Below are 14704 nucleotides of genomic sequence, written 5' to 3'. Positions count from 1 at the left end.
AAGGGGTGTTACGGGAGTTCGGCGAGCGCCTTCGCGGCCCGCCCGGTGATCTCCTCCGGGCTGCCGGCGACGTCCACCACGACCCCGGCCTCGTCCTCCTGGAGGGGCTGGAGCGTGGCGAACTGCGAGTCCAGCAGTGCGGTGGGCATGAAGTGCCCCTGCCGGTGCGACATCCGGTCCTCGATGAGGGAGCGGTCGCCCGCCAGGTGCACGAAGACGACCCCGGGCGCCTCGGCCCGCAGCCGGTCGCGGTACGAGCGCTTCAGTGCCGAGCAACTGACCACCCCGCCGAGTCCCGCCCGCCCGTGCGCCCAGGAGCCGATGGCGTCGAGCCACGGCCACCGGTCGTCGTCGGTGAGCGGGGTGCCGGCCGACATCTTGGCGATGTTGGCCGGGGGGTGGAAGTCGTCGCCCTCGGCGTACGGAACGCCGAGCCGGGCCGCGAGCAGGGGACCGATGGTGGTCTTCCCGGTGCCCGCGACGCCCATGACCACGACGACCTTCGGGGTACTCATCACTGCCTCACTGTCCGCTGTCCTCGTCGACACCTCTGATGTCGAGCTACTGAAACCGATTAGGTAGGACTAATACAAGACCCTGTGACAAATAAGTCTGACTTTTTCTGGGTGTGACGCGCCCCGTACTCTGAGTGCATGAGCACATCGGGCCGGGGGCTGCACGGACGCGTACTGGACGCCCTCGGACCCGCGATCACCGCGGGCGAGTACCCTCCGGGCAGCGTTCTGCGCACCGACGAGCTCGCCCAGCGTTTCGATGTCTCACGTTCCGTGATGCGCGAGGCGGTCCGGGTCCTGGAGTCCATGCACCTGGTCGAGTCCCGCCGCCGCGTGGGCGTGACGGTCCGCCCGAAGGCCGAGTGGAACGTCTACGACCCCCAGGTCATCCGCTGGCGCCTCGACGGCGCCGACCGCGCCCAGCAGTTGCGCTCACTGACCGTGCTGCGCTCGGCGATCGAGCCGGTGGCGGCGGGCCTGGCCGCGAAGCACGCGACCGCCGAGCAGTGCGCCGAACTCACCGAGTGCGCACTCGGCATGGTCGCCCACTCCAAGGGCCACCGCCTGGAGGGCTACCTCCTCCACGACATCGCCTTCCACCGGGTGATCCTCAACGCCTCCGGCAACGAGATGTTCGCCCGCCTCGGGGACGTCGTCGCCGAGGTCCTCACCGGCCGCACCCGCCACGAGGTCATGTTCGAGGACCCCGACCCGGCCGCCGTCACCCTCCACGTCCGGCTCGCCGAGGCCATCCGTGCGGGCGACGCGGGCCACGCCGAGGAGCTCACCCGCGAGATCGCCGAGGGCGCCCTCCAGGAACTCGACATCCTCGCCCCGTAGTTCAGTCGAGGAACTCCCCGTCGACGTACACCCAGGCCCCGTCGACCCGCTCGAAACGACTGCGCTCGTGCAGGGAGCCGCCCCGGAACGAGGCGCGGAACGTCACCGTCCCCGAGCTGTGGAAGGCCGATCCGTCGACCGTGTCCAGGATCTCCAGCCCGGTCCAGCGCATGCCCGGGTCGAGGTCCAGGGCGCCGGGCCGGGTCCGGGGGTGCCAGGTGCGCAGCAGGTACTCCCGCTCCAGTTGCACGAAGGCGCAGTAGCGCGACCGCATCAGCGCCTCGGCGGTCGGCGCCGCCGCCTCGCCCCGGTGGAAACGCCCGCAGCAGGCGTCGTAGGGCTCCGGGAGACCGCAGGGGCAGGAGGAGGCGGCACGCGGGCGGGGCTTCGAGGCACGTCGGGACATGATCGCCATTCTCCCGCAACCCGGCCCGTGCGAAGCCCTAGCCGGCGTTGGTCGGGGGATGCGCCGGCCTGGCCGGACCCAGCGTCGGCAGGGACGGCAGCGCCGCCGCGTGCACCCACGCGTCGAACAGCCCGTTCAACGGCTCGTCCGCGAACCGGTTGACATGGGCCGCGAGCGTCGCCGTGGTCACCGCCCCGCCCCGGTGCAGCCCGGCCCAGCCGCGCAGCATCCGGAAGAACACCTCGTCGCCCAGCGCACAGCGCAGCGCGTGCACGGTGAGTCCGCCCCGCTCGTAGAGCCGGTCGTCGAACATCGACTTGCGGCCGGGGTCGGCCAGCCGCAGGTCCTGGGGGAGCGAGGACAGCAACCGGTGCGCGGCGGCGGCCAGTTGCTGGGCCGTACGGCCTCCCGAGCGCTCCGACCACAGCCACTCGGCGTACTTGGCGAACCCCTCGTTCAGCCAGATGTGCCGCCAGTCGGCGATGGACACGCTGTTGCCGAACCACTGGTGTGCCAGCTCGTGCGCGACCAGGCGCTCCGAACCCCGGGCTCCGTCCACGTGGTTGGCGCCGAACAGCGACAACCCCTGGGCCTCCACGGGCACATCGAGCTCCTCCTCCGTGACGAGGACGGCGTACTCGTCGAACGGATACGGCCCGAACAGCTCCTGGAACAGCTCCATCATCTGCGGCTGCCGCGCGAAGTCCCGGGAGAACTCCGGCAGCAGATGCGCCGGGATGTGCCCGTGCTGCGGCACCCCACCCGGCCCCGGATCGCCCAGCAGCACCGTCTGGTACTTGCCGATCGCCAGCCCGACGAGATAGCTGGAGGTGGGCGCGGCCTGTTCGTACACCCAGGTCGTCGTGGACGCCTTGGTCGTCCGGGTCAGCAGCCGCCCGCCCGCCACGACCGCGTAGGCGGACGGCGTGGTCACCGAGATCTGGTACGACGCCTTGTCCGCGGGCCGGTCGTTGCACGGGTACCAGGACGGCGCCCCGATCGGCTGGCTCGCCACCAGCGCCCCGTCCTCCAGCTCCTCCCAGCCGAGCCCGCCCCAGGTGCTCTGCACCGGCCTGGGGTTGCCCGACCACTGCACCTCGACCGTGAACGCGGCCCCGGGCCGCACCGGCTTCGCCGGCCGGACCCGCAGCTTCCCGCCCCGGTGCGAGTAGTGCGCGGGGCGGCCGTCCACCCGCACCCGGCCGATCTTGAAGTCGGAGAGGTTGAGCAGGAACTCGGCGAGCTGCGAACGTCCCGCTATGGCGTTGATCCGGGCGCTCCCGGACAGCCGGTTCGGGGCGGGGCGGTAGTCCAGCGCGAGCTCGTAGCGGTGCACCCGGTACCGGACGTCACCGTGGTCAGGGAAGTACGGGTCCGCACCCGCCGCCTGCTGAACTGCCACTGCCGCTTCCGCTCCCTGCGCCGCGTCGCCACTCGGATCCGCCGGTGCACCGCCCACCGACTCCGGGTGGCCCGCGTTCAGGGCCGCCATGCCTCGATCGGGTTGCCGAGCCAGCGGGTGTCGTCCGGGACGGACTCCGCGGCCATGACGAGCGACGCGGGGCCCAGCGTGGTGCGGGCCCCGATCGTGCTGCCGGGCAGCACGATCCCGCCAGGGCCCAGCGTGGCGCCCTCACGGAGAACAACAGTATCCGTCCGCAAGATCCGGTCGTGGAAGAGGTGGGTCTGCAGCACACAGCCGCGGTTCACGGTGGCCGCGTCCTCCAGCGTCACCAGATCGGTCTCCGGCAGCCAGTAGCTCTCCACCCAGACGCCCCTGCCGATACGGGCCCCTAGTCCCCTCAGCCACGCCGTCAGCACCGGCGTACCGGGCACGGAACCCGCGAGCCACGGCACCGCCAGCACCTCGACGAAGGTGTCCGCGAGCTCGTTGCGCCACACGAAGCCGCTCCACAGCGGGTGCTCCCCGCTGCGGTGCCGCCCCACCAGCAGCCACTTCGCCAGCATCGACACCAGCCCGGCCGCCGCACCGGCCGCGAGCAGCACGACCCCGGCGAGCAGCCAGGCCCACGCCCCCAGCACGCACAGCGCGGCGACCGTCAGCACGGCGAGCCCGGCCGAGCAGAACACCGGCACGATCCGGCACAGCTCCACCAGACCGCGCGCCCACAGCAGCCCCGCCGAGGGCTCGTACGTCCGGCTCTGGTCGCTGTCGGCCGCGCTCCGCGGCAGCTTCACCGGCGGCAGCCCCAGGTACGACGTGCCCTTCTTCGCCTTCTTCGGCGTCGCCGACAGCACCCCGACCAGCCCGCCGTCCGGCACGGTCCGCCCCGGCGCCGTCATCCCCGAGTTCCCGAGGAACGCCCGCCGCCCGATCTCCGCGCGCCCGATCCTGACCCAGCCGCCACCCAGCTCGTACGGCGCGGTCAGCGTGTCGTCGGCCAGGAACGCGCCCTCACCGACAGTCGTCAGACTGGGCAGCGCCAGTACGGTCGACACCTCGGCCCCGCGCCCGATCCGCATCCCGAGCAGCCGCAGCCACACCGGCGTGACCAGCCCGGCGTACAGCGGGAACAGCGTCTCGCGCGAGCGGTCCATCAACTGCGTGACGGTCCACGCCTGCCACCCGACCCGGCTGTGCGTCGGATACGTCCCCTCGCGCAGCCCCAGGCTCAGCAGCCGCACCGAGACCAGGAGCAGCAGCGCGTACGCCAGCCCGAAGGCGAGCGTCGCCGGGACCAGGGCGAGGAAGGCGCCGGCCAGCGGAGCGGAACCGGCGACGAAGGGCCGGACCACCAGGAACGCTGCGCCGCCCGCCAGCACCGGGAGCAGGGTCAGCGCGAGACCGGTGAGGCCGTACATCACCCGCCAGTACGTGCCCCGCGCCGGCCGTTCCTTCGGCCAGTTGCGCTTGGCCTTGCCGAGCTTGACCGCGGGCGCGCCCGCCCAGCGCTGACCGGTCGGGATCTGCCCGGTGACCGCCGAGCCCGGCGCGACCTCGGACCGCTTGCCGACCCGGGCACCCGGGAACAGCATGCTGCGCGTGCCGACGACAGCGTGCGCACCCACCTTGACCTGGCCGATCTCCAGCCGGTCGCCGTCCAGCCACCAGCCCGACAGGTCCACCTCGGACTCCACGGCAGCGCCCCGGCCCAGCTTGAGCAGGCCGGTGACCGGCGGCAGCGAGTGCAGATCCACCTCGGGACCGACCTTGGCACCGAGCGCCCGCGCGTACCGCTCCAGCCAGGAGCCGGTCAGCGAGGTCGCCCCGCTGAACTCGGCGAGCCGCTCGGCCGTCCACAGCCGCAGGTGGACACTGCCACCGCGCGGATGGCGGCCGGGCCGGACGCCCCGCAGCAGCAACCGGGCCCCGCCCGCGGCGATCACGAGCCGTCCGGGCGGGCTGAACAGGACGACGGCACCGGCGCCGAGCAGCCACCAGGAGGCGGTCGGCAGCCAGCCGTAGGACGGCAGGAGGTTCCCGGCGGCGGCCAGCGGCACCATCCAGCGCAGCCCCATCAGCGCGAACAGCGGGAGCAGGAGCAGGACTTGGACCACCTGGGCCCGGACCGGCACCGGTGCGACCACCCGCGTCGCCCCGTCGTCCTGCGCGGACTCCTCCAGATGGCGGGCCAACTTCCGCAGGGTGGGCCGCTGGTAGATGTCGAGGACGGCCGCGCTCGGGTAGCGGGTGCGCAGCCGGGTAGTCAACTGGGCGGCGGCCAGGCTGGAACCGCCGATCGCGAAGAAGTCGTCGCGTGGACCGGAGACCGGGATGCCGAGGACCTCCGCCCACTGCTCGGCGAGCCAGGCCTCGGTGCCGTACAACTCCTCGGTGGGCCCGCCGCTCTCGAGCCCCTCCAGCGGCCAGGGCAGCGCGTTGCGGTCCACCTTGCCGGAGGTCCGGGTCGGCAGCTCGTCGACGGTGGCGATCAACGGCACGAGCGCGGCGGGCAGTTCGGTCCGCAGCTTCTCCACGGCGGCCGCGTGGTCCCAGCCGTCCTGCGTGACGACGTACCCGACGAGGAGCTGGTTGCCGCTGCGGGCGGTGCGGACGGCGGCGGCCGCTCCCGCCACCCCGGGCAGCGCCTGAAGGGCCGCGTCGACCTCCCCGAGCTCGATCCGCCGGCCGCCGAGCTTGATCTGCTCGTCGGCCCGCCCGAGGAACACCAGCCCCTCGGGCTCCGCCTTCACGAGGTCACCGCTGCGGTACGCCCGCTCCCAGCCCAGCGACTCCAGCGGGGCGTACTTCTCCGCGTCCTTCCCGGCGTCCAGGTACCGGGCGAGACCCACCCCGCCGATCACCAACTGCCCGGTGGCGCCCATCGGCACGGGCTCCCCGGCCTCGTCGACGACGGCCAGCTCCCAGCCGTCCAGCGGCAGCCCGATCCGGATGGGCTCCTCGCCGGACATCAGCGAGGCACAGGCCACCACGGTCGCTTCCGTCGGCCCGTAGGTGTTCCACACCTCCCGGCCCTCCGTCACCAGCCGCTGCGCCAGCTCGGGCGGACACGCCTCCCCGCCGAAGATCAGCAGCCGTACGTCGTTGAGGGTCTCCGGCTCCCACAGCGCGGCGAGCGTCGGCACCGTGGAGACCACGGTGATCTCCTGCTCGACCAGCCAGGGACCGAGATCGGCGCCGCTGCGGACCTGGGAGCGCGGCACCGGCACCAGACAGGCCCCGTACCGCCACGCCAGCCACATCTCCTCGCACGAGGCGTCGAAGGCGACGGACAGCCCCGCCATGACCCTGTCACCGGGACCGATGGGGTCGTCGGTGAGGAACAGCGCGGCCTCGGCGTCCACGAAGGCGGCGGCACTGCGGTGCGAGACGGCGACGCCCTTGGGCTTGCCGGTGGAGCCGGAGGTGAAGATGATCCACGCGTCGTGCCCGGCGCCGGGCCGGACGGCCGGGGCCTCACCACGGCCGTTGACGGTCAACTCGTGCCCGGCACCGATCACGGCCCGCACCGCGGCCTCCCCGAACACCAGCTCGGCCCGCTCGTCGGGGTCCTCGGCGTCCACGGGCACGTAGGCGGCACCGGCGGCGAGCACGGCGAGGATCGCGACGTAGAGGTCGTTGGTGCCGGACGGCACCCGGACGCCCACCCGGTCGCCGAGACCCACCCCGGCCGCGGCGAGCCGCCCGCGCAGTCGCTCGACCTCCGAGGCCAGCGCGCGGTAGGTGAGCCGGGTCGTGCCGTCGTCCAGGGCGAGCTCGTCGGGGAAGGACCGCACGGACGCGTCGAGGACGTCGACGAGGGTGCGGGGGGAGGAGGCGGGGCCCCCGGAGAAACGGGCGGTGTCACCGAACCGGTCGTGGATCTCTGCGCTGAGCTCTTCGTCGAGCAGGCCGAGAGCGCTGCTCTCGTCTATGGCTGCCATCGGTCCTCGCGTCTCGATCCCGGAGCCTCCGGGGCGCTGGCGGGCCCGCAGGTCTGCCTGGGGTTGTCCGGGTCCAGCTCGTAACAAGCCGGAAATTTTAGTACGACGCTAGGTTCGCGCCCTCGAAACGGCGACCCGCCAAGGCCGTTCGGGGGACGGGACCGAGCCGCCGCGCGCCCTTGACCTGGTGATCTTCACAGCGAGCGAGAGATGCCCCACATACAGCGAACGAGGGGCCGCACACGACGAATCCCCCCGGCCGCCTGAGCGGCCGAGGGGATTCGGCTGGTGTCCGAGGGGGGACTTGAACCCCCACGCCCGATAAAGGGCACTAGCACCTCAAGCTAGCGCGTCTGCCATTCCGCCACCCGGACAAGGTGTCTGTCGTGCGGGGTTTCCCTCGCGGCGACGAAGGAAACATTACCAGGCTTTCGAAGGGGCCCGATCACCCCCCGTCCCTGCCCCGGGGGTGCGTGAACGGCGTGTGACGGGCCGGGCCCGGTCTTGGGGAGGACCGGGGCGCGGAGAGAGGATGAGGGCAACCACCAGCAGTGACAGCGGGAGGAACAGCGTGAGCGACACGGACACGGCCAGGGGCGTCACCGGCGAGGACGAGGTCGTGGACCTCTGCCGCGAGCTGATCCGCTTCGACACCAGCAACTACGGCGACCACTCCGGACCCGGCGAACGCGAGGCGGCCGAGTGGGTCGCGGAGAAGCTCGCCGAGGTGGGGCTCGACCCGCAGATCTACGAGTCGCACCCCGGCCGCGCCTCCACGGTGGCCCGGATCGCGGGCGAGGACCCGTCCCGGCCCGCCCTGCTGATCCACGGCCACCTCGACGTCGTACCGGCCAACGCGCAGGACTGGACCCACCACCCCTTCTCCGGCGAGGTCGCGGACGGGTGCGTGTGGGGACGCGGCGCGGTCGACATGAAGGACATGGACGCGATGACCCTGGCGGTCGTCCGCGACCGGCTGCGCAGCGGCCGCAGGCCGCCCCGGGACATCGTCCTCGCGTTCCTCGCCGACGAGGAGGCGGGCGGCACGTACGGCGCCCGGCACCTCGTCGACCACCACCCGGACCTCTTCGAGGGCGTCACCGAGGCGATCAGCGAGGTGGGCGGCTTCTCCTTCACGGTGAACGAGCAGCGGCGGCTCTACCTGATCCAGACGGCCGAGAAGGGCATGCACTGGATGAAGCTGACCGTGGCCGGCACCGCGGGGCACGGCTCGATGATCCACCGGGACAACGCCATCACCGAGCTGTCGGAGGCGGTCGCGCGGCTCGGCCGGCACACGTTCCCCGTGCGGGTCACCAAGACCACCCGGGCCTTCCTCGACGAACTCGGCGACGCGCTGGGCACCGAGCTGGACCCGGAGGACATGGAGGGCACGCTCGCCCGGCTCGGCGGTATCGCCAAGCTCATCGGGGCGACCCTCAGCAACACCGCCAACCCCACCCAGCTCGGCGCCGGCTACAAGGTCAACGTCATCCCGGGCGAGGCCACCGCGCACGTCGACGGGCGCTTCCTGCCCGGCTTCGAGGAGGAGTTCCTCGCCGACCTCGACAAGATCCTCGGTCCCAAGGTCCGGCGCGAGGACGTGCACGCCGACAAGGCCGTCGAGACCACCTTCGACGGCGCGCTCGTGGACGCCATGCAGTCCGCGCTGGTCGCCGAGGACCCGGCCGCCAAGGCGATCCCCTACATGCTCTCCGGCGGCACCGACGCCAAGTCCTTCGACGAGCTCGGCATCCGCGGCTTCGGCTTCGCGCCGCTCAAGCTGCCCCCGGAGCTGGACTTCGCCGGGATGTTCCACGGGGTCGACGAGCGGGTGCCCGTGGACGGGCTGAAGTTCGGCGTGCGGGTTCTCGACCGGTTCATCGACGCGAGCTGACGCATGTTGACGCGCTTATTCGGCCGCGCGTACGAGATCGGCCGGGAAGGGTGAATGCGCTCATAAGCTCGTATCCCCATTACTCCCTCCTCGTTACAACTCATGTGATCCGCTGCTTGGGATCGCATTGCCAACAAGGAGGAATAATGATCAAGAAGGTCGTCGCCGCTGCGGCTGCTACTGGTGGCCTGGTTCTCGCGGGCGCGGGCCTTGCCGTCGCCGATGCGGGTGCGCAGGGTGCTGCTGTGGGCTCCCCGGGTGTGCTGTCCGGCAACGTCGTGCAGGTTCCCGTTCACGTCCCGGTGAACGTCTGCGGCAACACGGTCTCCGTGATCGGCCTGCTGAACCCCGCCTTCGGCAACACGTGCATCAACAAGTGACGTTGTGCCTCGCCCTTAGTTAACAGGGATGAGCCCGTCGGCCCCGGAGTGCAAGCCATGCGCTCCGGGGCCGACCGGCCTTTTCGAAAAGAAAAAGATCCGCGATTCAGCGGAATTTCGAGACAAGGTCGAAAGCAGGGATTGGGTACATGCGACAAGTCACCCGCAAGAGCCTGATGACAGTGGCGGCCGCGACCGGAGTGATCGCCGCCGCCGGAGGCGCCGCCCACGCGGACGCGGGCGCGAGCGGATCGAGCGCCAACTCTCCGGGCGTGCTCTCCGGCAACACGGTGTCCGCGCCGGTGCACGCGCCGGTGAACGCGTGCGGCAACACCGTGAACGTCGTCGGGGTCCTGAACCCCGCGATGGGCAACAAGTGCGCCAACCAGGGCGGCGGCAGCGGATCGCCCGGCTCCGGAAGCCACGGCGGCGGTCACTCGGGCGGTCACTCAGGCGGACACGGAGGGCACGGGCCCGGCGGACACGGCGGCTCCGGAGGCAGCGGCTCCGGTGGTTCGGGAGGCTCCGGCGGCTCGCACGCCGGCGGTCACACCGGTGGCTCGCCCGGCGTCGGCTCGGGCAACCACGTCGAGGTCCCGGTCGACGCCCCCGTGAACGTCTGCGGCAACAGCGTCGACGTCATCGGCATCGGCAACCCCGCCATGGGCAACGACTGCGCCGGCGGCAGCGGACAGCACACCCCGCCCGCGGGCCCGGAGCAGCCCGGCACCCCGGAGCAGCCCGGCAACCCGGGCCACCCCGGCAACCCGGTGGAACCCGGCCACCCCGGTTCCCCCGCGGCGGGCCCCGAGACCCCGCGCGGCGGCAACCACCCCGGCGCCCAGACGGTCGCCCAGTCCCTGGGCAGCGCCCAGCTCGCGCAGACCGGCAGCGACCTGCCGATCGGGCTGGCCGTCCCGGTGGGCGCCGGAGCGCTGCTGGCGGGCGCGGTCCTCTACCGCAGGGCACGGGCCTCGGCCTAGCACCGGCCGCGTGAAACGGAGCGGGCCCCGCCTCGGCGGGGCCCGCTCCGTTCGTCCTGCCTCACCACGTGGCACGCACCTGGCGGATGATCCGCCGGCGCAACCGCACCCTGCGGCTGCCGTCGCGCATGAGGCTCAGTCGGTCCAACTCCCAGTGTCCGTACTCGGCATGGTCAGTCAGCAGACGCGTGGCGTCCTTGCGGGAGACCCCGCGCGGTACGTACACGTCGACAAATTCGTATTCCGGCATCGCATCTATTGTGCGGGCCGGGGCCCGCTACGGATAGCGTCTGCACTATGTCTGATGCTGTGCAGCCCACCGCTGCCGAGGTACGTGCCGCCGCCGAGGCGGTCAAGACCGCGCTCGACCGCCACCTGGCCGCGGTCGAACGCAGGTCGGGGGAGGACGACCCCGCCGTCTACGAGGCCTTCAACGAACTGGCCGCGGCCGCCGAGGTGTACGACGAGCTGCTCTACGACCGCTACGACGAGGTCACCCCCTTCGAGATCCCGGGCGCCGAGGACGCCCCGCCGTACACGGGCCCCGAGGAGCCGAACGCGCTGAGCGTGCTGATCCGGCGCGACTACGCCGTGGTGGAGCCGCAGCGGCTGCTGGCCCAGGCCCAGCGGGTCGAGGCGGCCGACGAGGGACTCGGCACGGAGGCCTCCGGCACGGTGCACGGCGCGCTGGAGGTGCTGTTCGGTGAGTTCGAGCCCGACGAGATCGCCTCCCGGCACAAGGAGTTCGGGCTGGAGGAGGGCGACTCCACGCTGTGGGTGACCGCGGCGGACGAACCGGCCGAGCCGGGGGAGTGGCTGGAAACGCCGTTCGAGCAGGTCGACGTGGAGCGGGTGGTGTGCCGGTTCGACGTCAGCGCGATGTTCGACGACGAGCTCGACGACGACGCCGACGGGCCCGACTCCGGTGACGAGGACCTGGAACCGCTGGACGTGGACCGGCCCTGAGACAAAAGGAGCGCGGCCCCGGAGACACCGTCTCCGGGGCCGCGCTCCTTTTCCGGTCAGCCCGTCGTCGGTGACTGGGTCCTGAGGAGCGTGGGCAGCCGGGTGGTCCGGGGCTTGGCGGGGATCTCGGCGACCGCGCGCGCAAGGGCCTGTTCCACGCCGTGCACCACGGACAGGTGCCGGTCCGCCCGGCCGAACGCCGTGTAGACCCAGGGCCGGCTGAGGGCCTGCGCCGCGTCCCCGGGCAGGACCACGACCGCCGCGGGCCAGCGGCCGCCCACCGCCTGGTGCGCGGTCAGCGCCCAGCCGTGCCGCACGGACTGCTCCACCCGCTCCTTCGGTACGACGACGGGCTCCCCGGAGCAGATCAGGCGCAGCCCGTCGGCGTCGGCCCCCACCACCTGGCCCGGGAGCGTACGGCCCGGTACGGGGGAGTAGGCGACGCGGTCACCGGGGTCGAACCCGCCGAAGCGGCCGGGGCCGGGGTTCAGGCGCTCCTTCAGAGCCGCGTTGAGGACGCGGGTGCCGGCCGCGCCGCCGTGTCCCGGGGTGATCACCTGAGTCTCCTCGGCGGGGACCCCGATCGCCCGCGGCACCGAGTCCGCGACCAACTGCACGGTCCGGTGCACGGCCTCGCCGGCGTCCCGCACCGGCACGATCACGACCTCCTTGCCGGGGGCCTCGACCTGGTTCAGCTCCCCGATGCCGATCCCCGAGACCAGTTCGCCGAGGGGGCCGGGGTCCGGCCTGCGCGAGGCGATCTGCGGACAGATCCGCGCGGCGAGGAGATCCGCGAACACCCGCCCGGGCCCGGCCGACCACAGCACCGCCGGGTCACCGGCCAGCACCAGCCGCGCCCCGTCCGGCAGGGACTCCACGAGCAGCGCCGCCGTCTCCACGTCGAGCTGAGGCGCGTCGAGCACGACGAGCAGGTCGAGGTCGAACGCCCCGTCGGCATCCCGCCCGGGCCCCTCGGCACCGGAGAGCAGCCCGGCGACGGTGGCGATTGGACGATCGGTGGTGACGGGCCGATCGGTGGTGACGGGCTGATCGGTGGCGGGCCGGCTGGCGGCGGGCCGGCCGGCCTCCAGCAGGGCGCCGAAGCGGTCGCGGCCCAGCGGGCTGTGCACGGCCGCCCACGCCCGCAGTCCCAGCCCTCGCGCCGCCGCCAGCAGCGCCGCCGGTTCCGCGAGGGACGCCTCGCCGCCGGTGTGCAGGACCAGACCGCCCGCCGCGACCGCACGGATCAGCTCGGCGGCCGACCCCTCGGCCGCCGCCGCGGCACGCTCCCAGCCCTCGGCCGAACCGTCCTCCTTGGGCACCGAGTTGATCAGCCGGGCCAGTCCGTCGGCGAGGCTCTCCTCCGCGAGGGCGTACCGCTCCAGACCCACCAGGATCCGCACCGGCCGCTCCGCGCCCTCCTCCTCGTCGTCCTCCGCCGGCTCCGGGGCCGCCGGGTCCAGGGCGTCCTGGAAGACGAGTGCCTCGGCCTCGGCGAGGGTGCTCTGCACGGCCGCGTCGGCGTCCGGCACGCCCCGCTGGGCCAGCGCTGCGGTGAGCGCCGGCATCTCCAGCGCGGTGTGCCCGGCGAGGGCCGCCTGCTCCAGGAGCCAGACGGTGACCGCCCGTCCACGCCGCTCGTCGTCCGGCGCGCACTCCGCGCCGAGCAGCGCCCGCGCGAACCCGTCGGCCTGCTCGGGGCGTACGCCCGCGACCCGCAGCAACTGCCAGGGGTCGGCCCGCAGCTCGTCTTCGGCCCCGTCCCCGAGGACGGCGGCGACCTGCGCCGCGAGGGCCTCCGGTGCGCCGCCCCCGGCCAGCACCAGCCGTACGGCTTCCACGGTCTCCGGCACGGGCGCGCCGACGGCACCGGCCGCACCGCCGACACCGACACCGACGCCGGCTGCCTCCGCCGACACCGGCCGGGGCCGTGCCGCCTCCTGGGCGGGCCGACGCGGGGACTCGGGCTCGCTGAAGACGGCGGCCACGGGCTTCGCCCCGCTCTCCACCGCCCGTACGGCGGCGAGGAGATCGGCCGCCTTGCCGCTGAGCTTGGTCCCGCTCTCGATCGGTCCCTGCTTCTCGGCCTTGCGCCGGGCGATCCGCTCCCGCTCGATCCGCTGCGCCGCCAACTCGGCCTCGGCCTCCGACAACCGGGCCTTCTCCGCGTCGCCGCCCTCGGGGTCACCTGCCTCGCTCCCGGCCGACTCGCCCGTGACCGCCTCGTCGCCCTCGGCGCCGTCCGCCTCCTGCGCCGGCGTCTCCTCCGTGCCCTCCGGCTCCGGCGCGGCGCTCCGCGTGCCCGGCTCGGTCTTCTCCGTGGGCTCCGGCTCCGTGCTCACAGCGTGCTCCAGTCGTGATCGGGATAGCGGTGCACGGGCGCCGACACATCGTCGAGCGCCCGGCAGATCTCGTCAGGAAGACTAAGGGCCTCCACTGACAATGCCGCCGTGAGCTGCTGCGAGTTGCGCGCGCCGACGATCGGCGCGGTCACCCCCGGCCGGTCCCGCACCCATGCGAGGGCCACCTGGAGCGGGGTCACCGCGAGCCCGTCGGCCGCCGTGGTCACCGCGTCCACGATGTGGCTCGCGGTGTCGTCGAGGTACGGCGCGACGAACGGCGCCAGATGCTCCGAGGCGCCCCGGGAGTCGGCCGGCGTGGAGTTGCGGTACTTGCCCGTCAGGACACCGCGGCCGAGGGGCGAGGAGGGCAGCAGTCCGATGCCCAGGTCGAGCGCGGCCGGCAGCACCTCCCGCTCGACCCCGCGCTGGAGCAGCGAGTACTCGAGCTGGGTGGCGGCCAGGCGGGTGCGCGTCCCGGGCGCGGCCAACTGCCAGGTCCCCGCCTTGGCGAGCTGCCAGCCGCAGAAGTTGGAGACCCCGGCGTAGCGGGCGCGGCCGCTGCTGACGGCCAGGTCGAGGGCCTGGAGCGTCTCCTCCAGCGGGGTGTGGGGGTCGTAGGAGTGGATGTGCCACACGTCGACGTAGTCCGTGCCGAGGCGGGCCAGTGAGTCGTCCAGCGCGGAGAGCAGGTGGCCACGCGAGGCGTCGACGCGGACGTCCGGGTCGGGGACGCTGCCCGCCTTCGTGGAGATGACGAGGTCCCGGCGCGGGACCAGGCCCTCTATGAGGCGGCCGAGGAGGTACTCGGCCTCCCCGTCGCCGTACACGTCCGCCGTGTCGACCAGCGTCCCGCCTGCCTCCCAGAACGTTTTCAGGAGGTCCGCCGCGTCGTGCTCGTCGGTGTCCCTGCCCCAGGTGAGGGTGCCGAGCCCGATGCGGGACACGCGCAGGCCGGTACGGCCGAGATGCCTCTGCTCCATGGACGCCGAGATTACTGGCCAGAACCTGTCGCGTGGGGGCCTGTGGACA

12 protein-coding genes and 1 tRNA gene are annotated in these 14704 nt (G+C 73.0%); 5 read left to right on the top strand and 8 right to left on the bottom strand.

Translation table 11 applies throughout. The features are described 5' to 3' along the window. Positions 1-8 precede the first annotated feature (8 nt). A complete protein-coding gene (locus tag ACZ66S_RS25085) occupies positions 9-515 on the bottom strand; it encodes a gluconokinase (protein WP_469903747.1) in 507 nt (168 codons plus the stop codon). Between the two features lie 138 nt (positions 516-653). Here ACZ66S_RS25085 and ACZ66S_RS25080 point away from each other — a divergent pair, with 138 nt between their 5' ends. Then, a complete protein-coding gene (locus tag ACZ66S_RS25080; RefSeq protein ID WP_469903746.1) occupies positions 654-1355 on the top strand; it encodes a FadR/GntR family transcriptional regulator in 702 nt (233 codons plus the stop codon). A 1-nt stretch (position 1356) separates the two neighbouring features. Here the strand turns inward: ACZ66S_RS25080 and ACZ66S_RS25075 are convergent, their stop codons facing one another. The 4 genes from ACZ66S_RS25075 to ACZ66S_RS25060 form a co-directional block, all read right to left on the bottom strand. Beyond that, entirely contained in the window at positions 1357-1761 is a 405-nt protein-coding gene (locus ACZ66S_RS25075; RefSeq protein WP_469903745.1) for a YchJ family protein, read from the bottom strand. Positions 1762-1798: 37 nt separating this feature from the next. Further along, entirely contained in the window at positions 1799-3163 is a 1365-nt protein-coding gene (locus tag ACZ66S_RS25070) for a M1 family metallopeptidase (protein ID WP_469903744.1), read from the bottom strand. Between the two features lie 77 nt (positions 3164-3240). After that, positions 3241-7107: a Pls/PosA family non-ribosomal peptide synthetase gene (locus tag ACZ66S_RS25065; protein WP_469903743.1), complete on the bottom strand. Its 3867-nt coding sequence runs from the start codon at positions 7105-7107 to the stop codon at positions 3241-3243. 286 nt (positions 7108-7393) lie between these two features. Continuing rightward, a tRNA-Leu gene (locus ACZ66S_RS25060) sits at positions 7394-7481 on the bottom strand. A 197-nt stretch (positions 7482-7678) separates the two neighbouring features. Here ACZ66S_RS25060 and ACZ66S_RS25055 point away from each other — a divergent pair. The 3 genes from ACZ66S_RS25055 (at position 7679) to ACZ66S_RS25045 (ending at position 10367) form a co-directional block, all read left to right on the top strand. Further along, positions 7679-9004 (top strand): M20/M25/M40 family metallo-hydrolase, encoded by a 1326-nt coding sequence (locus ACZ66S_RS25055; RefSeq protein WP_469903742.1) that lies wholly within the window; start codon positions 7679-7681, stop codon positions 9002-9004. 146 nt (positions 9005-9150) lie between these two features. Then, on the top strand, positions 9151-9384 hold the full coding sequence (gene chpH, locus ACZ66S_RS25050) for a chaplin ChpH (RefSeq protein ID WP_007380902.1): 234 nt from the start codon (positions 9151-9153) through the stop codon (positions 9382-9384). A gap of 149 nt (positions 9385-9533) precedes the next feature. Continuing rightward, positions 9534-10367 (top strand): chaplin, encoded by an 834-nt coding sequence (locus ACZ66S_RS25045; RefSeq protein WP_469903741.1) that lies wholly within the window; start codon positions 9534-9536, stop codon positions 10365-10367. Positions 10368-10428: 61 nt separating this feature from the next. Here the strand turns inward: ACZ66S_RS25045 and ACZ66S_RS25040 are convergent, their stop codons facing one another. Further along, a complete protein-coding gene (locus tag ACZ66S_RS25040) occupies positions 10429-10617 on the bottom strand; it encodes a DUF5703 family protein (protein WP_007380901.1) in 189 nt (62 codons plus the stop codon). 47 nt (positions 10618-10664) lie between these two features. On the opposite strand from ACZ66S_RS25040, the gene ACZ66S_RS25035 reads away from it, so the two are divergent. Continuing rightward, positions 10665-11333, top strand: a complete 669-nt coding sequence (locus tag ACZ66S_RS25035) for a hypothetical protein (RefSeq protein WP_469903740.1) — start codon at positions 10665-10667, stop codon at positions 11331-11333. A 56-nt stretch (positions 11334-11389) separates the two neighbouring features. Here the strand turns inward: ACZ66S_RS25035 and ACZ66S_RS25030 are convergent, their stop codons facing one another. Continuing rightward, positions 11390-13675, bottom strand: coding sequence for a helix-hairpin-helix domain-containing protein (locus ACZ66S_RS25030; RefSeq protein ID WP_469903739.1), 2286 nt, complete (start codon positions 13673-13675; stop codon positions 11390-11392). Next, positions 13672-14655 carry an aldo/keto reductase gene (locus ACZ66S_RS25025; protein WP_469903738.1) on the bottom strand — a complete coding sequence of 328 codons (984 nt, stop codon included), beginning with the start codon at positions 14653-14655 and terminating at the stop codon, positions 13672-13674. The genes ACZ66S_RS25030 and ACZ66S_RS25025 overlap by 4 nt, the downstream gene beginning before the upstream one ends. Between the last annotated feature and the right edge of the window lie 49 nt (positions 14656-14704).

It is taken from the genome of Streptomyces sp. NPDC107471, assembly GCF_055582845.1.
This window is presented reverse-complemented; position numbering and strand designations above follow the sequence as displayed.